This is a genomic window from Variovorax sp. dw_308 (assembly GCF_019207085.1).
Lineage (GTDB): Bacteria > Pseudomonadota > Gammaproteobacteria > Burkholderiales > Burkholderiaceae_C > Variovorax.
In genome coordinates this window covers 63,991-87,144 of the sequence record NZ_JAATOM010000019.1, presented here as the reverse complement: position 1 = coordinate 87,144, position 23,154 = coordinate 63,991, and the positions used below count along the sequence as shown (strand labels likewise).

Sequence of the window (23,154 nt, the reverse complement as noted above, 5' to 3'; positions counted from 1 at the left end):
AGAGAGTGGAGTGGCCGGAAATGGTACGCGCCAGTCACCTCAAGCAAGCCGGCCGCGGCACCGAAGCGGATGCGCGTCGCGTCGTTCGCGGCGTTGACGCGCGCGTCTGCCCGTGCATCAAGACGCTCGCCGTGCAGAGATGCGGGACTGTCTTGAAAATATCTCCCCGCAAAGGGGGCGCCTGCGAGAGTGGTCAGCAACTGCATCGACCTCACCACGCGCCCGCGAGATTGACCGTTGTGGCGTCTTGCCGATGCCCCTGCGGGAGCGCTGCTTCTGACCGGTCGACACCCGCGTTGGCGGGTCGCGTCAAGGGCCTCGCTGAGGATTGTCACGGAGCCGATCCAGGTCGCGAACGACTATGCGGAAGCGTTGACGGCGTCCTTCAGTGCCTTGCCTGCTGTGAACTTCGGCGACTTGCTCGCCTTGATCGTCATCTGTTCACCCGTCGACGGATTGCGGCCAGCACGCTCGGGGCGGCTCGCCACCGTGAAGTTGCCAAATCCGATCACTTGCACAGTCTCCCCACGCGCCAGGGCCTTGGTCAAGTTTTCGAGCACTGATTCCAGAACGCGGGCCGCCTCGGCCTTGCTGAGATCCACGTCGGCTGCGATCGCGGCGATAAGTTCGGTCTTGTTCAAACTGAGATTCCTCGTGAAAGTTGAAGGGAAAGGATAGCTCCGGTAAGTCAGGCGATTTGCGTCGCAGTCTGCGCGCGATTCGGAAGGGTCGCCAGTGCACGGTTGGCAGACTCTGCCTCACGACATCGCGGCGCGAATCGCCTGGTCCAAATCGCGCGAGAAGCGACATGGCGATCGCGGACAATTCGCAGATGGAGTTACCGCTTTGATCGTTGCAGAGGACATCCTTCGTGCCACCTGGTCGCCCGAGTACTAGGCCATCCGGACGCACTACGCCGATAGGGTCGCGAAAGGCTCAGGGGTCGCGCTCCTGCAGCGCATCGACGAGGGGCTGATGATCCTGAGCGAACTCGACGCCACGGAGGCTGCGATGCGTGCATTCTGCCTGCACCCACTGTTCCAAGCGGACGAGGACCTGATTCACCACGGCCAGGATTTCATGAACAGCGTCGACGCGGACCCGTTCGTGATCCTGCTGGTCATGGAATTCCGCAGCAGGGCCAATGCCTGGCCAACCAGCAGGGCGCAACGCTCGCATGAAGGCCTTCGCATGGAGTCCAATGGCTATCCTTCCGCCGGCCCTATCGAAGCCGTGAAGCACATGCTCATCGCGGACAAGGTGCAGCACCGCAAAGACTTCATTCGTCATCACAGGGGCAAGCATCCCTGCAGCGACGCACTGGACCTGCACTTCGACCAATGGTTTGGCGCCCTGGGCGTGGACCTGACCGAGTACGAAGAACTCTGCGCGGCCATCGACATCTCCAGAATCCGAAGGTGACGGCCTGATCAACAACGCGCAATGGTAGCGAACGGTGTGCTGCGCAACGGAGGCAGCGGCATGTTGCGAGGGCGTATGAGGGTAGACCGCAGGTCGATCAATAGGTCGCGCGCCGGGGCAACGCTAGGCGTCGTGGGAGTCGTCGTCTTGAGGACCGCAGAGCTCCAACAGCCTGCCAAGCGAGTGGTAAAGGACGCGACGATGTTCCGGTGCCAACTCCAGGAGCATTTCAGCTTGCCGACGACGAGCGATCGGCATCACCTGGTCGTAAAGGTCGGCGCCCTTCGGTGAAATCGTGCAGGTAACTTTCTTTTGAGATCCGGCCCCTTCGCTGACCGTCGTCAAGAAGCCCTTGCCTTGCATGCTGCGAAGCATCCGGACCAAGGAGCCCTTGTCGGTTGAAGCGGAAAGAGCGAGTTGGGAAAAGTCCATACGCCGCGCATGGGCCAGCACCGACAAGATTCGCCACTCCGCCGGCGACATGCCGAACTGCTTTGCGTAGCTCAGCGTAATGCGCTTGCGCAATGCATTCCCGGTATTGATGACCTGGGTCGTAAGGAAGTCAGTAACGGAGAGCCCTTTTCCATCGGCATCCAGGTCGTCCCATGGGGATTTTTTCGGATTGCAGGGGTGAGTCGATTTAGATTTTGACGAGGCACTCATAGCAGAGAGATATTCTTTCACAGTCAACATGCCTCTTGCTCCCGACCAAAGGCAGCACGTGGCGTAGCACCGGTGCAAGCAGCATCGCTCACCGGGAGGCGCGATGGTCCCGTACTCCCGCGCTGCAATAAACGTAGCCGCAAATGCGAACCCGCGCTGAAGCAACTATTCGGGCCCTTCACTCGCGGGCCGACGGACGCCCTGATCGCTCAACTTGTGCGCACGAGGTCGATGAGCCGCATCGTCAGTGTTTACCCGATCCGAACGCTAACAGAACCGAAATTGTCTTGTTGACTTCTCAATAAGAGATTATCATTTGGTTCACCGACAAACCAACGTTCCATAGGTGGAACAACTCGAGGAGTGCTTGTATGCCTGCTTCACGCCGACTTTTCAGCTTGTTCGCTGTCTTCCTGACGTGTGCTTTCTGGGCCTGCGGTTCAGCGCTGGCCCAGGCGTATCCCTCGAAGCCGATCACCATCGTGGTCTCGTACCCCGCCGGTAGCGACACCGATTCCATCGCACGCATGCTGGGCGAAAAACTTTCGGCACGCCTGAACACTCCCGTCTTGATCGACAACCGACCAGGCGCCGGTGGCACCATCGGCAACAGCTACGTGAGCCGTGCGCATCCCGACGGCTACACCCTGCTGTTCACGCCGAACCCGTTCACCACCGCCCCCATGGTGATGAAGCTCGGCCCGTCATCGAATTACGACGTGCTGAACGGGTTCGAGCCAGTGATCCAGATCGGCACGCAGCCCCTGGTCCTGGTGGCCTACCCCGATCCCGACATCAAGACGATTCCCGGCATGATCTCTGCAGCCAAGGCCGGCAAGCCCCTGAGCTACGCCAGCCCCGGGGCGGGCTCGCCCATGCACATCGTCGGCGAGTGGCTCAACTCCGCCGCTGGCGTGAAGATCATGCACGTCCCGTACAAGGGTGTGGCGCCTTCCGTCACCGACGTCGTTGCGGGCCACGTCAGCACTGCATGGGTCACGCTGGGCATCGTCCGCGACTATGTCGCGACCAACCGTCTGACGCCGTTGGCCATCGGCGACGCCAAGCGCTCTTCCCTTGCCCCGAACGTCCCCACCTTGACCGAGTTTGGCTACAAGGATGTCGTGGTCGGAGCGTGGAACGGCTTCTTCGCGCCCAAGGGGACGCCGAGCGACGCCATCCAGATGCTGAACACCAACCTCAACGCCATCCTGGCCGAGTCCGATGTCAAGGCCAAGCTGACCCAGTTCGGCGCCGTGCCGGTTGGCGGTTCGCCTGACGTGTTGCGGAAGACAAATGCCCACGAGTACCAGGTGATGGGAAAGGTCATTCGTGACCTGCATATCAGCGCCGAGTAGATGGCCATGAGCAACTCAACCATCGGGAAGTCTGTGCCCCAAGTCACCGCTCGGGCCAAGGTGCTTGGACGGGCACTCTACGCAGGCGATATCAAGGTTGCCGGGATGCTGCACGGCAAGGTCTTGCGAAGCCCGCATCCGCACGCGCGGATCCTGAGTATCGACACCAGCCAGGCGTCGGCCTTGCCAGGTGTCAAGGCGGTGGTTACCGGAGCCGACGGTCCCCGAGTGTGCTGGGGCGTTCATCACAAGGAACGGCGCATCCTCGCGGAAGGCGTAGCTCGATTCGCCGGCGAAGAAGTGGCGGCTGTAGCTGCCGATTCCGAAGAAATCGCACGCGACGCTCTGGATCTCATCAAGGTCGAGTACGAAGAGCTTCCCGCACTGCTCACAGTCGAGGCGGCGTTGGCAGATGGCGCCCCGGGAATTCATCCGGGCCGCGGCAACATCTCGCACGAGATCAACTTCGAGCGCGGCGACGTGGACGCGGCGTTCGCCGACGCTGCCCTCGTTTTCGAAGAAACCTACACCACGCACGCCCAATATCCCGGCTACATGGAGCCGATGGCCACCGTGGCGCAAATGGACCCGGACGGCCGGCTGCAGGTGTGGACATCGACGCAAACCGCCTTCCTTGTGCGCGCGCGGCTTGCGTCAGCGCTTGAGTTGCCAGTGTCCCAGGTGCGCGTGATCCAGGCGACGACTGGAGGAGGTTTCGGCGGCAAGATCATCGAGGATGCGAACAGCCTGATTGCGGGATTGCTTGCGCTTCGTACAGGCAAGGCTGTGCGCCTGGTCAACAATCGGCTCGAGGACTTCCTCGCCTGCTGCAGCAGCGTGCCGGAACGCATCACTCTCAAGCTGGCGATGGACCGCGACGGAAGGATCCTGGGCAAGGACACGCGCATCCTGGCGGACTGCGGCGCCTACAGCGGCCTGTCGGCGGAAGTCATGCACGTGAGCGCCATGCGGAGCGACAACATGCACCGCCTTGCCAACGTTCGCTCGGACGCTTCCCTCGTGTACACCCACACGCCGCCGCATGGCGCGTTCCGCGGCTTTGGTGGCACCCAGATGCTGTTCGCGCTCAACAGCCACATCGATACGATGGCCCTGAAGCTCGGGCTGGATCCGCTCGACGTCCACCGCCTGAACGCGATCGGGCAGGGCGAGACTTCCGTCCACGGCTGGAAGATCGGCAGCACCGGTCTGCAGGAGTGCCTCACCCAATGCACGAACGCCATTGGCTGGAAGGAGAGGCGAACAAAGCCGGGAATAGGCAGCAAGCGGCGCGGGATCGGGCTTGCCGCCGCGATGCATGTCAGCGGCAATCGAACCATCGGCGACTGGGACGGCTCCTCCGTGGTCATCAAGATCAACGAAGATGGCAAGGCTATCATCCATTCGGCGGAAGCGGACATGGGGCAGGGCGCGATGACGGTCATATCGCAGGTCGTCGCGCACGAGTTGAATGTCGGCCTGAATTGCGTCCACATCGTCCAGCCTGATACGGATTCCGCGCCCTTTGCCATTGGATCATTGGCATCGCGCGTCACGATCACCGCAGGCAATGCCGCGATCGTCGCGGCTCGGGCGGCGCGAGACAAACTGCTCGCGCAGGCCGCAAGGCAACTGGTCGTGCTGGAAACGGACCTGGAACTCTGGAACGGCGCGGTGCGTGTTCGGGAGGAACCGGAGCGCAAGGTCACATTCGCCGAGCTCGCCCGCAACCACATCTGGCGGGATGGCGGTGAGGGCATTCAGGTGAGCGGCTCCTGGGACGCGCAGACCCGGATGTTCGACAAGAAAACCCTGATGGGCAACATTGCCCCCGCGTATTCATACGCAGCGCAAGCCGTGGAGGTAGAGGTCGATGTGGAAACCGGTCAGGTGTCAGTGATCGACAGTTTCGTCTCTGATGACTGCGGCAAGGCGCTCAACCCGCAAGCGGTACACGGCCAGAGCAACGGCGCGGCCGCACAGGCGATCGGCTGGACACTGTACGAGCACCTCAAGCTGGAGGATGGTCGCATCGCGAACGGCAATTTCGCCGATTACACGATGCCGACGCCCGACGCGTTGCCCGAGCTGCGCAGCGGCATCGTCGAGTCCATGGATCCGAACGGCCCCTACGGCGCCAAGGGCGCGAGCGAAACGGCCATTCTCCCGGGCGCCGCAGCCATCGCCAACGCGGTCTATGACGCCGTCGGCATTCGCATGACCCACCTCCCGATCACACCGGAAAGGGTTCTGGCAGCGCTGCGCAGTCGCAATGAGAGTGCGCGACATGCATGACTTCGACTTCCTGCAGCCTGCGTCCGTGACGGAGGCCAGCCACATGCTCGCCGACCTGGGTGATCAGGCGCGGGTCATGGCCGGCGGAACTGCCTTGATGCTGGCGCTGCGTCAGCGCATGGTCTCACCTACGCATGTGGTGTCGGTCGCCAACATCCGGAGCATGCGCGGCCTCACGTTCGACCCGGGACGCGGCCTTCGCATAGGCGCCTTGGTCAAACACTCCGAGGTGGCCCGCTCGGAGCTTGTGCGGGTGCACTATCCGGTGCTCGCGGCAATGGCCGCCCAGGTCGCGAATCCGCAAGTGCGCAACCAGGGCACCCTTGGTGGCAATCTCTGCTACGCGGACCCCTCCACCGACCCGCCGGGATGTCTCCTCGCGCATGGCGCACAAGTCGTTGTGGCAAGCACCAGGGGGGAACGCGTGCTGTCGATCGACGAATTTCTGGTGGACTTCTACGCCACTGCCTTGGCGCCGGATGAACTGGTGATCGAGATACGCGTGCCGCTATTGAGCGCCGATGCGAGTGGCCAGTACACGCGTTTCCTGCGGACGGCCGCAGAGCACCGTCCACTTGCAAGCGTCGCGCTCATGACTCGGCGAAACGGCCGCCACTGCCACGAAGCGCGCATCGTCGTGGGCGCTTCCGTGTCGGTGCCCCGGCGCCTCACCAGGGCGGAGGCGTTTCTCGCCGGCAAGACGGTCACGACACAGGTCGCCGCAGACGCAGCCGACATCGTGGCGGCGGAGATTTCCGCCATCTCGGATGCACGCGGCTCCGAGGAATTTCGCCGGGACATGGTCCGCGTCATCAGCCGAAGGACGATTGCCGACGTGTTCGGCTTGGCGACAGCATGAGCAAACACACCATTCAACTCCTCGTCAACGGCGAACTCCAACGTGCAGAGGTGCCCGCGCGCCGCATGCTGTCCGATTTCATCCGAGACGACCTGAACCTGACCGGTACCAAACGTGGCTGCGAGACCGGCGTGTGCGGTGCCTGCTCTGTGCTGGTGGATGGCGAAGTCGTGAAGTCCTGCCTGTCGCTTGCAGTGCAGGCAGACGGCTGTGACCTCACCACCGTCGAGGGCCTTTCGCTGGGCGGCGAATTGCATCCCTTGCAGGAGAGCTTCATGAAATGCGGCGGGCTGCAGTGCGGGTACTGCACGCCGGGATTCTTGATCGCGTCGTGTGCGTTGCTGACAGCCAACCCGCACCCGACAGCGCACGAGGTGCGCATGGCCCTGAATGGCAACCTGTGCCGATGCACCGGTTACACGCAGATTGTGGAATCGGTGCTGGAAGCAGCGGAGAAGATGAATGGAAATTGAAAAGACGTTGGCAATCGCCGCTCCGGCAGACAAGGTCTGGTCGCTGCTGCTGGACCCCCAGGTCATGGCCGGTTGCGTGCCTGGCATGCAGTCGATCGAAGTCGTGAGCCCGACGGAATACAGCGCGGTGATGACCGTCAAGTTGTCATTCATCAGCGCAAAGTTCCGGATCAAGACCACGATCGTCGAGCAACGACCGCCCACCTATCTGCGCTGCGAAGGCACCGGAGATGATGCTTCGGTCGCCAGCTCGATGAAGCAGCAAACCGAATTGTTCCTGGCAGCGATGCCCGACGGCAGCACGGAGATGCGCCTGAAGGTGAAGGTCGACGTGCTCGGGCGTCTTGGCAATTTCGGCCTTTCCGCCATGAAGACGAAGGCGGACCGACTGTGGGAAGAGTTCGGGCACAACTTGCGCCAGAGGATCGAGGGCGACGCATCGGTGAGCCCGTCTGCGGATGCGGACACCATCGAAGAGTCGTTGTCCATGCCTCAGCACGAGAGCGCGCCGGTCCTCCGGAACGATACGACCTCCGCTGCACCGACGGCCACTTCGGCGCCGTTGAATGGGCCCAGGCCATCGCCAGCAGCGCCTGCGACACCGGCCACGGGAAAGCTTGCCACATCCGTGACCCCGGCGCCGTCGCAGCCCGGGTGGCTCTCCCGGTTGCTGGGCGGGTCCAGCAGCCGCGGCGCGCTTGTCGACGCCAACCGGGCGATCCGCATCGAAATCCAGCGCGAAGGTACCTTAGTGGTCATTCATTGGCCCGTCGAGGCTGCCGACAAGTGCGCGGCTTTGCTGCGCGATTGCCTGCGCTGAGCTACGGATCAGATATTCCATGCCTGTCCCTCGGGACAACGAACTTGCAAGCCTGCACGACAGCAAGCGTGGCGGCAGCTACGCCCAGGAGATGCTCAGTGGAAAAGACTTCCGGCCACCGAATTACGCAGACAGCCTCCCATTGGGGCGTGTACGACGTCGAGACGGACAAGCAGGGAAAGGTGGTCCGGACAATCCCGTTCCACGCAGACCCGAATCCCCCGCCATTCCTCTCGAGCCTTCCCGACACGGTCCACAGCGCGCTTCGCATCTCACAGCCGCACGTGCGTGCAGGCTTCCTGAAATCGAACCGCACGTACAAGCGCGGCGGGGAGCCCTTTGTGCCGGTCAGTTGGGACGAGGCGCTGGACCTCATCGCCCGTGAGTTCCAGCGCATCAAGGCAAAGTACGGCAACGAGGCGATCTATGGCGGCTCCTATGGCTGGGCGAGTGCGGGCCGGCTGCACCACGCACCCAGCGTACTGAAGCGATTCTTGGGCCTTTTCGGCGGCTATACGGACAAACGTGGCAACCACAGCTTCGGCGCGGCAATGCACATCACCCCCTATGTCATTGGCAGCTCGGACATCACCGAGATGGTCGTGTCATGGCCTGATGCGATCGCGCATGCCGAGTTGATCGTCATGTTCGGCGGGGCGTCGTTGAAGAACACGACGATCGATCCGGGTGGGGCAGTCGTGCACGAAAGCCCCGACTGGTTCAGCCGTGCCAAGGTCAACGGCCTTCGCTTCGTCAACATCAGTCCTTCAAGGCAGGATCTTCCCGCCGAAGTCGAAAGCGAGTGGATCCCCCTGCGTCCCAACACCGACACCGCCTTGATGCTGGGCCTGGCTCATACGCTTGCCTCCGAGGGCCTTGCTGATCATGAATTCCTCGGCAAGTACTGCGAGGGTTATGAGCGCTTCGAGGCCTATCTGATGGGCCGCGATGACGGGAAGCCAAAGGACGCTGCATGGGCCAGCAAGATCACGCTGGTCCCGGTTGAAACGATCCAGGGCCTTGCACGCAAGATGGCAGGCTCCAAGACCTTGGTCACGACCAGTTGGTCGGTCCAGCGGGCCGACCACGGCGAGCAGCCCATCTGGATGACGATCACCTTGGCCGCAATGCTTGGCCAGATAGGCCTGCCGGGGCGGGGTTTCAGCCTGGGCTTCGGTGCGATCAGCGGAATCAACATCCCGCACCGGACCGACCTGCCGCGTCCGACGCTTCCGCTCGGCCCCAATCCCGTCAAGACCTATGTGCCGGTTGGTCGGGTCGGGGACATGATGCTGCGCCCCGGGGCCCAGATCCAGTACGACGGCAAGACGATCACCTACCCCGAGACAAAGTTGCTCTATTCGATCGGCGGCAACCCGTTCCACCACAACGGCAACCTCAACCGCTTCCTCGAGGCATGGCAGCAGCCCGAGGCGATCATCGTCCACGAACCCTGGTGGAATCCGCCGGCCAAACATGCCGACATCGTGCTTCCCGCGACAACCACCATGGAGCGCAACGACATCCTTGCGCAGGAGCACACGCCGTACTGGATTGCAATGAAAAAGGTCGTCGAGCCGGTAGCCGGGGCTCGCAACGACTTTGACATCATGGCCGACCTGGCGCATCGGCTCGGCTTCGGACTGGCCTAACACCGAGGGCCGCGACGAAATGGGCTGGTTGCGCCACATGTACGAAGGCGCGCGTACCAAGGCTCAGGCTCTGGGACTCGATCCACCGCCCTTCGAGAAGTTCTGGACGGACGGCGAATACCGGTTCCCAGCCCCTTCCCAAATGCCGCCGCTACTTGGCGACTTCCGCCGGGATCCCGTGGCCAATCGATTGCCGACACCCTCGGGCAAGATCGAGATTTTCTCGGCGCGCATCGATGGCTACAAGTATGACGATTGCCCTCCGCATCCGACCTGGTTGAACCCTGCCGAATGGCTTGGCTCCGATGAGACGAAGCAGCACCCGCTGCACCTCCTGTCCCACCAGCCAACGTTCCGTCTTCACAGCCAGCTGGATCACTCCCCTGTCAGCAGGAAGAGCAAGCTCAAAGGCCGCGAGCGCATCACTTTGCACGCAGCGGATGCAGCGGCGCGGGGACTCGCGGACGGCGACATCGTGCGAGTTTTCAATTCCCGCGGGGAGTTCCTCGCTGCGCTGCACATCGCCGATGACTTGATGAGTGGCGTTGCCATTATCGCTACCGGCGCTTGGTACGACCCGTTGGAAGGCGGCAAGCCAGGCAGCCTGGAAAAGCACGGCAATCCGAACGTGGTGACGCTGGACACAGGCACGTCGCAGCTAGCTCAAGGATCGATGGTCCAAACCGCACTTGTTCAAATTGAAAAACATTTAAGACCCCCGCCTCCGGTGACCGCCTACGATCCGCCACTGTTTGAACAAGACATTAGCCCTGGCGCCTGATTACCCTGCGCTGTAGGAGTCAGTCAATTCCGCAGCCAAGTCAGCAAAATGGTTCACCCGATTCAGCGGGTCGGCTCGCTGGGGGCTCGGACTGGGACTGGTCTGAGCCAATAATGTGTGACTTGGACTCGATCGCGTGGCTTGCGGTATTCCAGTCGAACGCTCGATCGCTGTCTCGGATCCATGAACTAGACCGTCAAATATGCGATATTTCGATTTGCTCAAAGCACGACTGTACCGATCGGCCGCTATATCGAAAATAAGGCTATCCGATTTATGTTAAACGCCACCGGCTAAGCTAGCGCTGCCCGTGCGGGGCGGTTGAGGCACGATCTCATGATAGTGATTTGAGCTCCGTCTGTACGATCGCGCTTCCTACCCTAGACCCAAATGTACGTCGCGAGCTGCTGGACCGGGCGGTGTATGCCGGCCTTGTACCTTAGCGAACCAGCAGTAGTGTCCTTTTTCCCTGACTGGGCAAACGGCCCATTCCAAGCCGTCTCCTGTGAGCGTGTAGAACTCGAGACGTGGCGAGCCGGGAACTACCGAGGGGCAGACGGACAGATTGTGCAGAAGTCACAACGGCTGCAGTGGTGACCGATGGCCGGCGCATTGTCGCCGGCGGCGAAACGCTGTGCCGCCTTGTAGGCCTTGGTCATTTCAATGGCCTTCGAGCCCTCCACTTGGTCGGTCTTCTCCGAAAGCACATGGTGAAGAGACATGGACGTAGGTCCCGGTAAGCCCAGCCCACGCAGCACCGGATTCATAATGGTCTTGAAGTCGCTGATTCCGCGACGGGAGAACCTCAGGATTGCGTACTCGGTTCCCCCGTAGGTCCCGTCGATGCGAAAACCCCAAGTCATCTGCAGCTTTAGTCCGCCGATGGTAGCCAAGGCCTGCTCAAATCGGCCGCCTCGCTCCCGCAAGGTCTTCACTTGGCGCTCACCTCGGTCAAGCGCATAAAGCGCGTCTGCCCACAGTGAGGGGTCTTCGACAGCGGTGGGCAATTTTCGGTTCGTCCAGGCCGAACCCAGCGCCCCCTGTGCCGAGCCTGACGCGCCGGAGGAGAACGCCTTGAGCGCATCCATCACTGCCCATCGCGCGCGTAGCGATACGTCGACATCCGACTCGCTTTGCATTTCCAGCACGTGGCTGTACCAGTAGCGCAGCGAACAAGTTGCGTAGCTGTAGAAATCTTCAAAAGGCAACGCCGTCGCCGCTGCAAAAGCCCCATTCGTCATTGCCCTCGCCATGGTCAGCGACGACCCGCTGTATGCCTTTGAGAGGTACTTCCTGGGATAGTGGTCCAGTTGGGGTGCGGTTGAGTACTTGAACTTGGTGTCTTGATAGAGATACAGGTGCCGTTTCGCTCTCGAGATAGCCACGTAAAGGAGGTTGTTCCGTTCGACTGATTCCTCAAATTTGTATTCATCCATGCTGCTACCGAGGGCCTCTGGCGGCACGATGTCGAGAATGCCTTCAGGCCGCCAACTGGGTTCTCGGCTTCCGTAGCTGTCCGCGCTAACGAAGCCCACATGCACCGCCTCGAACTCCAGCCCCTTACTTCCGTGAACGGTCATCACGCGAACGCCGTCGAGCACGGCTGCTTCCGGCGGAAGCTCGCGCTGACCTTGGGCATCACCGATTCGCTGCCGCAGCCGTTGTCGCAGCAAGTACCGCGACAGCCGCGCCTCCTTCATTTCGCCGTCGCCGTTTCGCACGCTGTAGGCGAACTGCCAGAGGGCAATGCGACTTACCCAGGCTCGAACGCTGATGTCAGCGGCAGGCGGGACGCCGAAGCGCTTGTCCAGCAGGAGATGGCAGATGAAGGCCCAGGGATTGGAGCCATGCTGGAACTGCCCGATAAGGTCTCGGAGACTGGCCGTCACCTCCAGGCCGCGAGAGCTGAGCCCGGGTGGCGGCACGTGGATCCAGCGACCTCTCTGGAAGGCCACATCGCGCTCGGCTGCCTTTAGCAGAACGTGTAAGTCTGCCAACGGCATGTTGAGAGCAGAAATCCCCGACAGGCCGGCCAATGCCTTCGGGCGACGCTCAACGAGGAGCTGGATGAGGCAGAGAATGTGCTTAACCTCGGCCCTTGCAGTCAGCTCTCCGCTGTAGATGATGGGAACCCCCGCCTGCTTCAGAAGCTCGGCGGTGCGCTCTACGTCGCTCGACCTGCGGCAAAGCACTGCCTGGTGGCGAAAGGGCACCCCGCTGACCTGCAATTCGTTGATGTGTTCAAAAATCGCGCCGAGGAGGGCATCGCCGTCGCGGCAGGTGACAACCACAGGCATTGCGCCCGATGTGCCATTGGTCGCGACAACCTCATCGAGCCTCAACGTGCTCTCAAGAGCGTGGTCGCGGCCAATCTGCTGTGTAAGGTCGACGACCTCCTGCGAACTTCTTCGGTTGAAGGTCAACGGATACCGCTGGATTGAAGTCCCAGCGGCATGCGCCTTGAACTCAACGTCGAACTTCTGGAGGCTTTTCAGCGAAGCGCCCCGCCAATGATGAATGGCTTGGCGAACATCCCCGACTACCCAAATATGCTTCTTGTACGCCAGCTGACGAAGCAGTTCGACCATAGCCTGCGTGACGTCCTGGTATTCGTCCACCAAGACGTATTGGAAGCGGTCAGCCAACTCGACGAATGGCTTCCTATCGTGTTTCAGTGCAATTGCCGGCTTCGAGATGAGGTCCACGAAGTCAACAGTCCGGCGCTCCTTGAGCAAGGTCTCGTGCAACTCGAAGAGGGTGGCCACATCGAGGCGCTTTTGCTGAATCTCCTTGTCTTCGACCTCGTTGGTCTCTATAAAGCTCTTGTAGGTAGCCGGGGAGACCATCTCCTCTTTGAGCCTCGTGATGCCGTCGCCGACGGCCCCAAGCCAGTCGTACGGGTCTTCCACTCGCAGGAAACGCCCGAGCTTGACGCGCGGCAGCGCCTTGACCAGATTGGTCATCGAGCCCATCAAGTCCGAGACGTGAAGGTCCGAGTCCAGCTCGAAGTGCTGGTGGTACTTCCGCAGAAACTCCAGTCCGAACGAGTGGAATGTGCCCGCCCAGATATCGGAAGCATCTGCAATTCCGGCGCTTCGCAGCCGTTCGACCAGTTCCAGAGCCGCCTTGTTTGTGAACGTGAGGACCAGAATTTGGCTCGGATGCACGTGCTTCTCTTCCACCAGGTACTTGACTCGATGGATGAGCGTGGTGGTCTTGCCTGTGCCCGGTCCTGCGACCACGTTCGCCGCGCGTTCTTCGGCTCTCGCCGCCGCCAACTGGTCGGGGCTCGGTTCACTTAGCGGGCTGGTCGTCTCGCTTGAGTCCGGAAGCAGGAGGCCATCGAGCATTTGCTGCCTGACGAATTCCAGTGGGATACCGAGCTCGGTGGCCGCATCTGCAGTGCCCTTTCCGGCCAATGCGAATTGGCGGGCGACATCTCTCGGTAGCAGCAACTCGCGGGCGAAGACGTTTGCTTGGAGCTCCTGCCGCTCGCGCGCGCCGTAGGCTTCCACTTTGAGGACGGCCGGGCTGCCAGCGCTGCCCACCAGAGTGCTCAAGTGCGCAACAGTCGTGGCTGGCTTCGTCGCATCAAGAAAGAAGTGCCCGAGTTCATGGGCGACAAGACCACAGAACTCGGCATTCCATTTGTCGACCTCCGTACTCACATAGATGAACATTTGCTCCCGCTGGAGCACAGCCGTCCCGCCCCCAAGGTCGGGATAGGTGGGCGGCACGGACTCAATCGCAATGTTTAGGATCGACTCGACCCTTTGCAGCAGGTCTTTGGCCGATAGCGGGGTGTGCGCATGTGAGGGCTCCAGTTTCGCTCTGGTTGCATGTGCTTCATTTCGAGCGCGCTGGAAGGGATTCATGCGTATCAGACTCCCAGTTCAAGAAGAGCTTTCGCATCTTCTGGGGAAAGGCTCAACGCCTTCACCGCGGTGGTCCAAGTTGAAGGCGCCGTAGAAAGCACTGGCTTTCCGCCCTCCGCTTTGAATGCGGGTACCAGCCTCCGGTCAAAACTACCTCGAAATACAGTGGACAGCAAAGACTCAGGCGCGTCCAAGGCTATGGCGAGTTTGGGGAGCAATTTCCTCGGTGCGCGTACGCTTCCTGCGAGGATGCCCGATACGAGAGGAACGGCAAAAGGCTGAAGTCCAAGCTTTGAAACCAGCCCTCTAATTGCCGGCCCCTTGCACTTCGAAACCCGAGATTCGAGGGGCTCGAGCAGCCTCTGCATCGCAATACCATGGGCCAAGCACAGCACCGTCAACTCGGAGACCGACTTCTCGTACTCCTTCGCGGTCGACCGGAGCCGCACGGCCTGGCCTGGGTCCAAACGCACCATTACCTGCTCGGTGTCGGAGTCGTCCCATTCGTGCAACTCGTTGGCCAGCACATTGAATAGCAAGGTGGGGCCCGCGTAGAGCGCCCTCGCGATGAAGTCTTCAAATCCGAAGACAACAAATCGCCGACACACGTCGGCGAAGCTCGTCGCCTCGGCGGCAGCCAACTCGCCGAGATGTTCCTTCAGGCGAGAAGGCAACGAAGCACCAAGCGTCTGTTGCTTCGCTTTGGAAAGCGCGCGCTCTGGAGAAGGCGCCTCCGTTGCCAATTCGGTGCCAGTAGCACAGGAACTCATTGGAATCGCTTCGTGTTCTTGTGCGCACGACGTGACATAGGTCGCCACGTCGACGAGAGTCAGTCGAATCGCTTCATTCGGCGAAGCAGCCGTCACTTCGCGCTTCAAAGAGCCTTGCATGGCATAGGAAACGGAAATATGTCCCTCAGGCGTCGCCCGCAATCGGGCTGTCCGAAGAATGCTAGAGAATGTATCTGGGAGCCGGGACAAGAGTGCTTGAGCTTCGGCAAGGTCTACCGGTTTAAGCGTGGTTTGCATTGACGCCCTCCATGGCTGCGGGGCACGCGAGCCCCTTGACGCAGTGTAGATGTATATCAATAATGTATCAACCCCCCCCGTGGAGATGTTATGACTGCGCCGAAGCTGGCTGCGGCCATCAGGACCGCCGTCGCAGCCTGGGAGCTGGCGACCTCATTTGAGCAACGAGTGGACGAGCTGGCTGAGCCGAGAAAGCTTGGTGGCGAGCTGTCCATCGGCGTGGAAGAAGCGCTCATTGCAGCTGGTGAAGACTTGGCGGCGGTCCGTCAAGGAGTCCTGTCGGCGCCATTCGTGGTGTTGACCAACGTATTCGAGCCGACCCACTTGCCCGACACGCCGGACTGGTTCACGCCTGTTCCGGACGCCACAGGCACGTACGCGGGCCGCGCTGCGGCCATCGCTGCCCATTCCTTCCTCGGCATGGAAACCGTGTCGTACGGTTCCGAGAACAGCGGAGAACTCTTCGTCAGCCTGACTGCGATCCCTGGCGACGGTAAGTTCGCGCGCAAGTCTCAGGGAGGACTGCGCGGGCACACGGACGGCGTGAGCTTTCCGTTCAACGGCGAGACCGACGCGTCCAATACGCGAATCGCGCCGTCGCCCGATTTGGTGACTCTGGTCGGCCTGAGAAATCCGAAGTCCGTGCCGACGACGGTGATGGTGCTCCGAGAGGCCTTGGGAAAGCTGTCACCGGAAGACATTCACGAACTGAAGCAGGCGCAGTTTTCCATCGAGTCGCAAGCGACCTTTCTCGAAGGTATGCGCGATATCCTCGGGGAGGTCCATACCGCCATCGATGAGCCAGTGCTCAAAGATGCAGCCATCGGCACGATCGTTCGATTCAGCCATTCCAGCGTTTCTCCAACTGAGCCTGGCGGCGCTGCAGAAAAAGCAACTGAGAATTTTACTAAGGCCTGCAGCGAAGTAGCCTTGGCCGTGGCCATCCAGGCAGGCGACCTGCTGCTCGTGAGCAACCGACTTTGTCTGCACGGCCGCGGTGAAGTAGGGAGTGAAATCGGCGGGCAGTCGAGGTGGCTGCTGCGGACCTACGGGCTGGACACGTCCCAGCTGGATGACAGTCGCCGCCATCTCGGCGACCGGCCGGCTCACGTGCTCTTTCCCTAGTGTGGGCGCCAGACAGCGATCAGCCTGGACCTCCTACCTTGGCGCGCAGCTTCGCAGCGGAATCGAGAGGCGAACTCGGTGGCCTTTGCTTTCGAGACGCGACGTAGTGCCGTGCGGAAACGCCAACCGGCCGTTTTTGTAATACGTTAAACTGCCAGTTTTATTGATGCGATAATCGCTAAGGAGTCTTTGATGGGGAGGCCGCCGTTGGTCGAGACTCGGGAAAACATCACAAGCATTCGGCTCACCACCAACGAGCGCCAAGAGATGGAGGAGGTGTCCGCGACCCTAGGGTTTAAGTCGCTAGGCGACTATCTACGCCACCTCCACAACGTTTCCGCGGCGCCCTTGCGCAAGCAGCGGCAGGAATTGCAAGGGCGAGACTTCGGCAAGTTGCACGAGTCTCACAAGACCTCGCTGGGCAAAATTCTGCAGGGGAATAGTCTTCAATACCTCCACCACGCTGCCAAGCCCGAGTCGGTAAATCTGATTATGACATCGCCCCCTTTTGGGCTGGTGCGCAAGAAGAGTTATGGCAATGAGGATGCCGCCGAGTACTGCGAGTGGTTTCGTCCATTTGCGGAAGGATTCCATCGCGTACTCAAAGAAGACGGAAGCGTGGTGATTGACATTGGAGGTGCTTGGAAGTCAGGCACCCCCACCCGTTCGCTTTACCACTTCAAGCTATTGGTTATGCTGTGCGAGGAATACGGCTTTCATCTCGCACAAGAGCACTACTGGTGGAATCCGGCGAAGCTTCCGAGCCCGGCGGAATGGGTCAACGTACGCAGGGTTCGGGTTAAGGACGCTGTCAACTGCGTTTGGTGGCTCTCGAAGACCCCGTTCCCGAAGGCCAGCAACAAGCGAGTGCTGATGCCCTATTCGGACTCCATGAGAAATCTGCTCAAGAATGGTTACTCGGCTAGGTTGAGACCGTCAGGGCATGACATATCAGACAAGTTCTCTAAAGACAACGGAGGTTCGGTTCCGCCGAACCTGCTGGCAATCGCAAACACTGAGAGCAATGGCCTCTACCAAGACTATTGCAGAGCCAATGGGATTGACATTCACCCCGCCCGCTTCCCGGCCCTCCTGCCGGAATACTTCATTCGCATGCTTACTGATCCAGGCGACTTGGTTCTCGACCCCTTCGGCGGTTCATGCATGACGGGAATGGTCGCGGAAGCATTGAGGCGCAGATGGACATGCGTGGAGCTATCCAGCGAGTATATAAGGGGGGGCATGGCTCGCTTCCAAGCGGAGGCCGCAGACGCGCCTAGAAGTAAGGCTGCTACGTACTCGATCAGTACACCTTGCGCACAGCCGGTAGACGAATCGCAAGTTCCGCTGCACCCTAACGGCGGTGAGACAAGATAGTTAGGAGAGACTGGATCTGCGGCATGTTCGACGGGCTAGTTCAACAAGCCGCCCACGGCCGATGTCATCGAAGTCTGCGGCGATCAGCTGATTTACTTTCGGTTCTCCCGGATCGAACTTAAGAAATCGAAATGAAACAACTGCGCAGTTGGCCAAGGGCGTTTCTTCGAATCGTGGCCCCTTTTTGGCCTCTTTTCGGCATTCGGCCACCAAGCTCTCAGTGGCCAAACGTATCGCTTCGCTTTCAAAGTCTGCGCTCAATACTTGTGCGCATCGTAGGAAGGCTAAATATGAGCCGGAGTGCCCGTCTTGAACGCAGACGATGCGCGGGTCTTCTGCGTCAAGGTGTACGGGTGTGTTCCACCCCACCGTGAAGAACCCCACTTTGGCAATGATGCCATCCTGCTCCGCCGACAAGTTCCAGACCATCGGATGCCCACTGACGATAGACAACGCCTGAGCCAGTGACAGTCCCGCCGCCAACTCCAAAAGCCGCTGTTCGCCCGTGCGGCCTAGCACCGCATCAAGAACAATGCGCCTCAATGCGAAGGGTGCGAGGCGACGCAATCCCTCGTAAACTCGAATGACATCGCCGGACTTTGGATGCAGAGCGCTCCTGCTTTGTCGAGCACCGCTAATCACCGAATGTCGCGGACGATAACTTCCAATTCTTCCAGCGAGGGCTCTCTTTATATGAGAGGATGCTAGGGCTGCGTTGTACACCGCAAGGCGAGCTTCAAGGTCTCGGCGAGCACCTGAGTCACTAACGCATATTGCCCTTGAGATCTCGTCGCGGGCTAGCTTTAAGGCCCAAGCTGGAACTTGACGGCTTTGAAGGGTTTCCTTGGATGCAACTAATTCGTTGACAACGAAGACGCTGGGGTCGGCCTTTACATGCTGGCGCATGAGCGTTTCGTTAGCGTCGATGGAGCCCGAGATTTGTCCGAGGTGCTCCGACGTCTCCAAAACACTTCGTTGGCGCATCCCGCGGCGGTGCCCCAAAGCGCCCAAAGCTATTTCATGGATTTCGTGGGACATCGCCCAAGCCAGAAGGAGAGCGCCGCGGGCGCCTCGAGCTTCTGAAGAAGCAAGCATTCTTCCGTTGGGCGCTAGGCGCTTGTAGCTGCCCAACACCAAGGAAAGGCATAACTCTGCAATGGCAGCGGACCGACTAGCGCTCAAGGGCCTAGCCTAGTTCCGATAGGCGGCGCTGCAAGTCGCCTGCGGCCTCTTCGGAAAGGTTCCATGCCGCGGAAATCTCCGACGCCAAGTCTACGGCTTCGTCCTTGCCAATCCCATCGAGCAGTGGCAGGAAGGTCGAGGCGAATGCAGCAACGAAAGTTCGCTGAGTTGAGGGCAAAGGATTTGCTAGGAAATCAATCGAATCATCGACTGCGGACACGAGCCTCAGGAAGTCAATGGCAGGGGCAGCTCCCATCTCTCTGAATGCGCACACGATGCGCCAGACGTCTGCCACGGGATTGGGTAGCAGTTCGTTGTAAGGGCCTTTCATCAAGGCGAGCTTCGCAAGCATCCTGTGAACGAAACTGCGAAGATCTGGGGGCGCCCCTAGACGAATCCAAGTGAAACGTCGCGTCATTGCAAGGCTTACTTGCTCCAATTGTTCTTTGTCGGCTTGGTTGAGCGTGCAAATCATCGCCCAACTGGCCCCTGGGGCAAATTCATGTGACTCCATGGCCGGATTGGTCTTGGGAAGGAGCCGATAAAAGGGGCTTCCGGGGTCCTCAACATTTACACGGTACTGAAGCGACGTGGCATGCCCAGAAAGAACAGAGAACAAAGGACCTATGACTTTGTCAATGGGGCAACGGTTAAGTTCATCGATGATGATAGGCTTGTGGAACTCCCGAAGCATGACGCCGGGGATGAATCCTATTTTGCCGGGCCCCAGCGGCTGGTAGCCGCCAACCAAGTCCTGGGAACTCCATGAAGCGGAACCTGTGAGCAGAGTGTAGGGCGCTGACGCATCGCCCGAGTCTCCCAAGTTTTCAGCGACGTACTGTGCCAAGGTGGTCTTCCCAGTGCCAGGAGGGCCATGGAAGATGAAATGGCGCTTACCTGCCCTGAGAGATGCATTGATCACATCGTAAACTTCGTCGGGTATGCCAAGGAGTTCAGTGGAAGGAATGATGTCGGAGGCGAGAGCAGCCACCGTACTTTCCGCTCCAAAGCAGCGCCCTAGATCGACCTCCATACGGATCAATTCATTTGGATCTCTGGGATCGTAGGCGGATACTTCTGCCGTTCCCGATGAAAGCCAAGATTGGAGTGCGTCGGTCGCGTCTTCGTAGCTGACCAGCCGCCCGTCCGGCATTTGTTGAGACTCGCGAGGAGCGAGTGTCATCACCAGGCCAATCTGCTGGATCTTGAAGTTGGCCTTCACGTCGGCCCGCCCCTTGTATCCGATCTCGCTGCGATCCGCGGAGAACTCGGTGAGCGCGTCTCCTGACGTCCCCATTGGCAAGGGCTTCGAAAACCCGAATTGGATGATCCATTCCCAACTCTCCGGGAAGGCATAGGACTCATTCGAGAGCTTCAGAGAAGGCTTCAGTCGAAAGGCTGCTAGAGCACAGCGCCCCTGCCCGTTGTTGATATAACCAACGGTCTCCGCGCCCTGAAATGGCTCGCCTTCCGCATCGCGTGCAATGTCGACCGATAGTTCCGGCACCGTGGCGTCGATTCTGACAATCCAGCGAGGCGGCTTACTGCTGATGTTAGAAGGGTTAGCCCAATACCCCGTCTCAGCAGAGGTGGGCTCGGAGAGAGCAAGGTCGCGAGTTCCGCACGTCCTGCGGTCGTACGAGAAAGCACGCAATGGGGCAGAAGAGGCCGAACGAGCCGCAGCTTCCGCGCCCAAAATATTGTTTCGCGTGGTGGCCAAAGTTATCCTTCGTTCTAGTTCTCTCGCCCTGTCGACCAATGGTCAAGCCGTGACGGGAGCCTCGGCTGGGCCCTCTGCGCCTTCGTCCTCGTCTCCACGTCCGGCGAACTTCCACAAAGAGGACTCGGAGTCAAAAATCGCATCGATGTTCTGCAACACAGCACTAAATTGCTGGCGGTCAACCTTGCGCTTAGTTTCACGCTCGACAAACTCAAGCAATTCGGCTCTGGACAAGCCTTCAGGATGAGCCTTCAGCGTCGCGGTAGCGGCCTCCCCGACGGAGACGCGACGCGATTCTCCCCATGGCTGCAGATAGCAATATTGTCCCTTGTCCATGCGCAGTCCATCCTTACTGGCCACCGAGACAAGCACTGGTAACCTGTCTTCGCTATCTAAGCCCAAGTACGCAGCTACTTCGGAGGCATGCATGCCAACTTGCCGAGCGGCAAGCTCCTTAAGTAGTTGGAATGACATATCGCCGGCTTGCTGCATGTCCACATCCCTGCCTTCCAATCCCCAAAGGCCAGGGCCTAGACGGACCAGAGGGCTCGAAGCCCAGATTTGAAAATGGATGTTGAGGCCCCGGCCTTCAATCAGCTTCGAGCGGATTTTCTCCGTACTCATGGGCTTGCCCTCGTCTTCAAGTAGTGAAACGATGGCCTGCCTCACATCTAGTCGAGCATCGGCGTTCTCGCTCCACTCGCCGCGCACCCCCCAAACCATGCGGCGCAGGTAGACGAGCGAAGGCGAACTGGACAATGCCATGTTAATGATGTATTTGGTGAGCTTTCCCTCGTATGAAAAGCCGCGATTGAGGAGTTCGTCGTACAACTCACTGCTGTGCCATTGCTTTGAAGACGATCCCCCAGAGATGATGTCTTCGACCTCCGCACGGACGGCCTGCATCTGAGAAGGGTTCAGGGGACAGTGCTTTGAAAGGCCATAGGTGCCGCGTCCGAAAAGCATACCCACTTCGGATGCAGCCCTGCTGATGTTGCGGAGGTTAGTGCCCTCGTAGGTCGAGTGAGTGCGGACACGCCGCTGGATCTCATCGATGTGAAGAGGAGTATCGGATGCCTGCAGGACGCCTGAAACCAAAGCCGCTGCCGACTTGCCGAAGCCAGCAAGGATTCGCGACCCATCGGGCAGGGCAGACCATATGCAGAGTCTGGAAACTTCCTCTCGCAGGGCCTCTCGCATATCCTCCCCATTGCCAATGAGGACACTTGCGACCTGTGAGAGCGCGTCGCGTTCACTCAGATTCTGTTCCGCGAGAGCCAACATCATGCCTTTGGCCTCCTGGATTGCTTCGAGCCACCGCGCCTGACTCATGCGCGAAATTACGGGACTGTCGTTCCAGCTCAAGACGTAGAAGCCCAAACGGGGAATGCGGTCACAGACCTCGCGCAGGGCATGCTCGAGTTCGCCTGCACCCTCGAACCAAGGGTCAATCGCAGATACTCCATTAAGGAAAAGCGGCGAGCTTCTTTCGCTCAAATGCTCCTGTACTTTTCGGGAGAGTTCGTCCCAGTAAGGATGTGTACCAACTTTCTTGTAGATTTTGATTTCGATCTGACGGACTCGTTCTCGAGTAAGGCCGATCTGATCGGCAATCTGCTGGAGCGTCATCGGCTCGCAACGGAAGCCCAAGCGGCCAGCCCAAATACCTCTTTCGCTTTGTTTGAGCCCATCGGCAGTGTCTATAAGGCCACTCGTGATGCTTGGTGAGGTATACGAGTCATCATGACAAGTAGGAACTTCGTCATCGGTGTCCGTGTTGTCATCACAGGCACTGTATTTCGGTGGGCTGTCCCCAAGTTGCTCAGGTACGACCCACTCGGACTTTGGTATGACGGCCTTCAATGGATGCCCCGTCGTAAACTGCTGCACCATCTCCCGACCGATCTCGTGGACCGATTTTTGACCTAGATTCGGGAGCTTGAAGAGACCATTCAGGCCATACTTCGCGAAATCGCCCATGGTTTTGATCTCATGGGCTGCGCAGACATTACTGGAACGAACCGAAAGATTCAGCAGTGCGATAGGCGCATTCAAAAGCCAGGGAGGGGCGGATTTAAGGTGGTCGATGAACGAGGCAGGGTCGGGCAACCGATCTTCTAATATTTCGTACCGACGCAGGCCCAAGACGTGGCGAGTCTCCCGGTCAAGGGATCTTTCGTGTAGGAGGTATGAATCCTCGTCCAATATTCCAGCGGCATCGAGCTTTTCGGTCAAAGCAGGACTGACGCTGGCAAGCCTGCCCACCCATCCCCTCGGCGCGGCGCTCTCAGCCGAGGGCATTTTCGTCTCTGACTGTAGGAGGGCCTGTGGCGGCTCTACAGTTTGCTCAACTTGATACCCGAAACCATCAATGGCGGGGTGGAACGAGATTGCGCCCGTTGATCCGATCGGCGCGCGACCTGCGCGGATTGGGAGTGGCATCGTCCCAATCGCTCCGCTCGATAGGTATACGAGCCCCGCTTGACTGGAGAGTAATTCCGCGACGGCTTCTGTGTCGGGCCGC

General features: G+C 59.9%; 17 protein-coding genes. 10 read left to right on the top strand and 7 right to left on the bottom strand.

Going from position 1 to position 23,154, the window contains the following annotated elements; translation table 11 throughout:
* Positions 1-359: 359 nt before the first annotated feature.
* A complete protein-coding gene (locus tag HCU76_RS27410) occupies positions 360-641 on the bottom strand; it encodes an HU family DNA-binding protein (protein ID WP_213956763.1) in 282 nt (93 codons plus the stop codon).
* Positions 642-975: 334 nt separating this feature from the next.
* Between HCU76_RS27410 and HCU76_RS27405 the strand changes: the two genes are divergently transcribed.
* Positions 976-1,422, top strand: a complete 447-nt coding sequence (locus HCU76_RS27405) for a hypothetical protein (RefSeq protein WP_213956762.1) — start codon at positions 976-978, stop codon at positions 1,420-1,422.
* Positions 1,423-1,545: 123 nt separating this feature from the next.
* On the opposite strand, the gene HCU76_RS27400 is transcribed toward HCU76_RS27405, so the two are convergent.
* Positions 1,546-2,115, bottom strand: a complete 570-nt coding sequence (locus HCU76_RS27400) for a MarR family winged helix-turn-helix transcriptional regulator (RefSeq protein WP_213956761.1) — start codon at positions 2,113-2,115, stop codon at positions 1,546-1,548.
* A 341-nt stretch (positions 2,116-2,456) separates the two neighbouring features.
* Between HCU76_RS27400 and HCU76_RS27395 the strand changes: the two genes are divergently transcribed.
* The 7 genes from HCU76_RS27395 to HCU76_RS36850 all read left to right on the top strand — a co-directional run bounded on the left by HCU76_RS27395 (position 2,457) and on the right by HCU76_RS36850 (position 10,323).
* The gene (locus HCU76_RS27395) at positions 2,457-3,443 is read left to right on the top strand and encodes a tripartite tricarboxylate transporter substrate binding protein (RefSeq protein WP_213956760.1); all 987 of its coding nucleotides are present in this window, start codon (positions 2,457-2,459) and stop codon (positions 3,441-3,443) included.
* Positions 3,444-5,738, top strand: a complete 2,295-nt coding sequence (locus tag HCU76_RS27390) for a xanthine dehydrogenase family protein molybdopterin-binding subunit (protein WP_213956759.1) — start codon at positions 3,444-3,446, stop codon at positions 5,736-5,738.
* Complete coding sequence (locus HCU76_RS27385; protein ID WP_213956758.1) at positions 5,731-6,597, top strand: xanthine dehydrogenase family protein subunit M; 867 nt, start codon at positions 5,731-5,733, stop codon at positions 6,595-6,597. Before HCU76_RS27390 ends, HCU76_RS27385 begins: the two co-directional genes overlap by 8 nt.
* Entirely contained in the window at positions 6,594-7,070 is a 477-nt protein-coding gene (locus HCU76_RS27380; protein WP_213956757.1) for a (2Fe-2S)-binding protein, read from the top strand. Before HCU76_RS27385 ends, HCU76_RS27380 begins: the two co-directional genes overlap by 4 nt.
* On the top strand, positions 7,060-7,890 hold the full coding sequence (locus tag HCU76_RS27375; RefSeq protein WP_213956756.1) for a CoxG family protein: 831 nt from the start codon (positions 7,060-7,062) through the stop codon (positions 7,888-7,890). The genes HCU76_RS27380 and HCU76_RS27375 overlap by 11 nt, the downstream gene beginning before the upstream one ends.
* Before the next feature lie 98 nt (positions 7,891-7,988).
* Positions 7,989-9,542 carry a molybdopterin-dependent oxidoreductase gene (locus tag HCU76_RS36855; RefSeq protein ID WP_345944710.1) on the top strand — a complete coding sequence of 518 codons (1,554 nt, stop codon included), beginning with the start codon at positions 7,989-7,991 and terminating at the stop codon, positions 9,540-9,542.
* Between the two features lie 37 nt (positions 9,543-9,579).
* Positions 9,580-10,323, top strand: a complete 744-nt coding sequence (locus tag HCU76_RS36850; RefSeq protein WP_256354501.1) for a molybdopterin dinucleotide binding domain-containing protein — start codon at positions 9,580-9,582, stop codon at positions 10,321-10,323.
* A 542-nt stretch (positions 10,324-10,865) separates the two neighbouring features.
* Here the strand turns inward: HCU76_RS36850 and HCU76_RS27365 are convergent.
* Both HCU76_RS27365 and HCU76_RS27360 read right to left on the bottom strand, forming a co-directional pair.
* A complete protein-coding gene (locus HCU76_RS27365; RefSeq protein ID WP_213956755.1) occupies positions 10,866-14,198 on the bottom strand; it encodes an ATP-dependent helicase in 3,333 nt (1,110 codons plus the stop codon).
* A 5-nt stretch (positions 14,199-14,203) separates the two neighbouring features.
* On the bottom strand, positions 14,204-15,226 hold the full coding sequence (locus tag HCU76_RS27360; RefSeq protein ID WP_213956754.1) for a hypothetical protein: 1,023 nt from the start codon (positions 15,224-15,226) through the stop codon (positions 14,204-14,206).
* Positions 15,227-15,316: 90 nt separating this feature from the next.
* Here HCU76_RS27360 and HCU76_RS27355 point away from each other — a divergent pair, with 90 nt between their 5' ends.
* Entirely contained in the window at positions 15,317-16,351 is a 1,035-nt protein-coding gene (locus HCU76_RS27355; RefSeq protein ID WP_213956753.1) for a TauD/TfdA family dioxygenase, read from the top strand.
* Positions 16,352-16,618: 267 nt separating this feature from the next.
* Positions 16,619-17,728: a site-specific DNA-methyltransferase gene (locus HCU76_RS27350; RefSeq protein ID WP_256354499.1), complete on the top strand. Its 1,110-nt coding sequence runs from the start codon at positions 16,619-16,621 to the stop codon at positions 17,726-17,728.
* On the opposite strand, the gene HCU76_RS27345 is transcribed toward HCU76_RS27350, so the two are convergent.
* From HCU76_RS27345 to HCU76_RS27335, 3 genes are all read right to left on the bottom strand, one after another.
* Entirely contained in the window at positions 17,729-18,295 is a 567-nt protein-coding gene (locus HCU76_RS27345) for a hypothetical protein (protein ID WP_218511100.1), read from the bottom strand. It abuts the gene before it with no gap.
* Between the two features lie 619 nt (positions 18,296-18,914).
* Entirely contained in the window at positions 18,915-20,417 is a 1,503-nt protein-coding gene (locus HCU76_RS27340; protein ID WP_218511099.1) for an AAA family ATPase, read from the bottom strand.
* Positions 20,418-20,672: 255 nt separating this feature from the next.
* On the bottom strand, positions 20,673-23,072 hold the full coding sequence (locus HCU76_RS27335; protein ID WP_213956749.1) for a DNA-directed RNA polymerase subunit alpha C-terminal domain-containing protein: 2,400 nt from the start codon (positions 23,070-23,072) through the stop codon (positions 20,673-20,675).
* Between the last annotated feature and the right edge of the window lie 82 nt (positions 23,073-23,154).

Coding starts and splice junctions, on each gene's coding strand:
- HCU76_RS27405 (WP_213956762.1), top strand. CDS start 976: ATGATCCTGAGCGAACTCGACGCCACGGAGGCTGCGATGCGTGCATTC.
- HCU76_RS27400 (WP_213956761.1), bottom strand. CDS start 2,115: ATGTTGACTGTGAAAGAATATCTCTCTGCTATGAGTGCCTCGTCAAAA.
- HCU76_RS27395 (WP_213956760.1), top strand. CDS start 2,457: ATGCCTGCTTCACGCCGACTTTTCAGCTTGTTCGCTGTCTTCCTGACG.
- HCU76_RS27390 (WP_213956759.1), top strand. CDS start 3,444: ATGGCCATGAGCAACTCAACCATCGGGAAGTCTGTGCCCCAAGTCACC.
- HCU76_RS27385 (WP_213956758.1), top strand. CDS start 5,731: ATGCATGACTTCGACTTCCTGCAGCCTGCGTCCGTGACGGAGGCCAGC.
- HCU76_RS27380 (WP_213956757.1), top strand. CDS start 6,594: ATGAGCAAACACACCATTCAACTCCTCGTCAACGGCGAACTCCAACGT.
- HCU76_RS27375 (WP_213956756.1), top strand. CDS start 7,060: ATGGAAATTGAAAAGACGTTGGCAATCGCCGCTCCGGCAGACAAGGTC.
- HCU76_RS36850 (WP_256354501.1), top strand. CDS start 9,580: ATGTACGAAGGCGCGCGTACCAAGGCTCAGGCTCTGGGACTCGATCCA.
- HCU76_RS27365 (WP_213956755.1), bottom strand. CDS start 14,198: ATGAATCCCTTCCAGCGCGCTCGAAATGAAGCACATGCAACCAGAGCG.
- HCU76_RS27360 (WP_213956754.1), bottom strand. CDS start 15,226: ATGCAAACCACGCTTAAACCGGTAGACCTTGCCGAAGCTCAAGCACTC.
- HCU76_RS27355 (WP_213956753.1), top strand. CDS start 15,317: ATGACTGCGCCGAAGCTGGCTGCGGCCATCAGGACCGCCGTCGCAGCC.
- HCU76_RS27350 (WP_256354499.1), top strand. CDS start 16,619: ATGGAGGAGGTGTCCGCGACCCTAGGGTTTAAGTCGCTAGGCGACTAT.
- HCU76_RS27335 (WP_213956749.1), bottom strand. CDS start 23,072: ATGCCACTCCCAATCCGCGCAGGTCGCGCGCCGATCGGATCAACGGGC.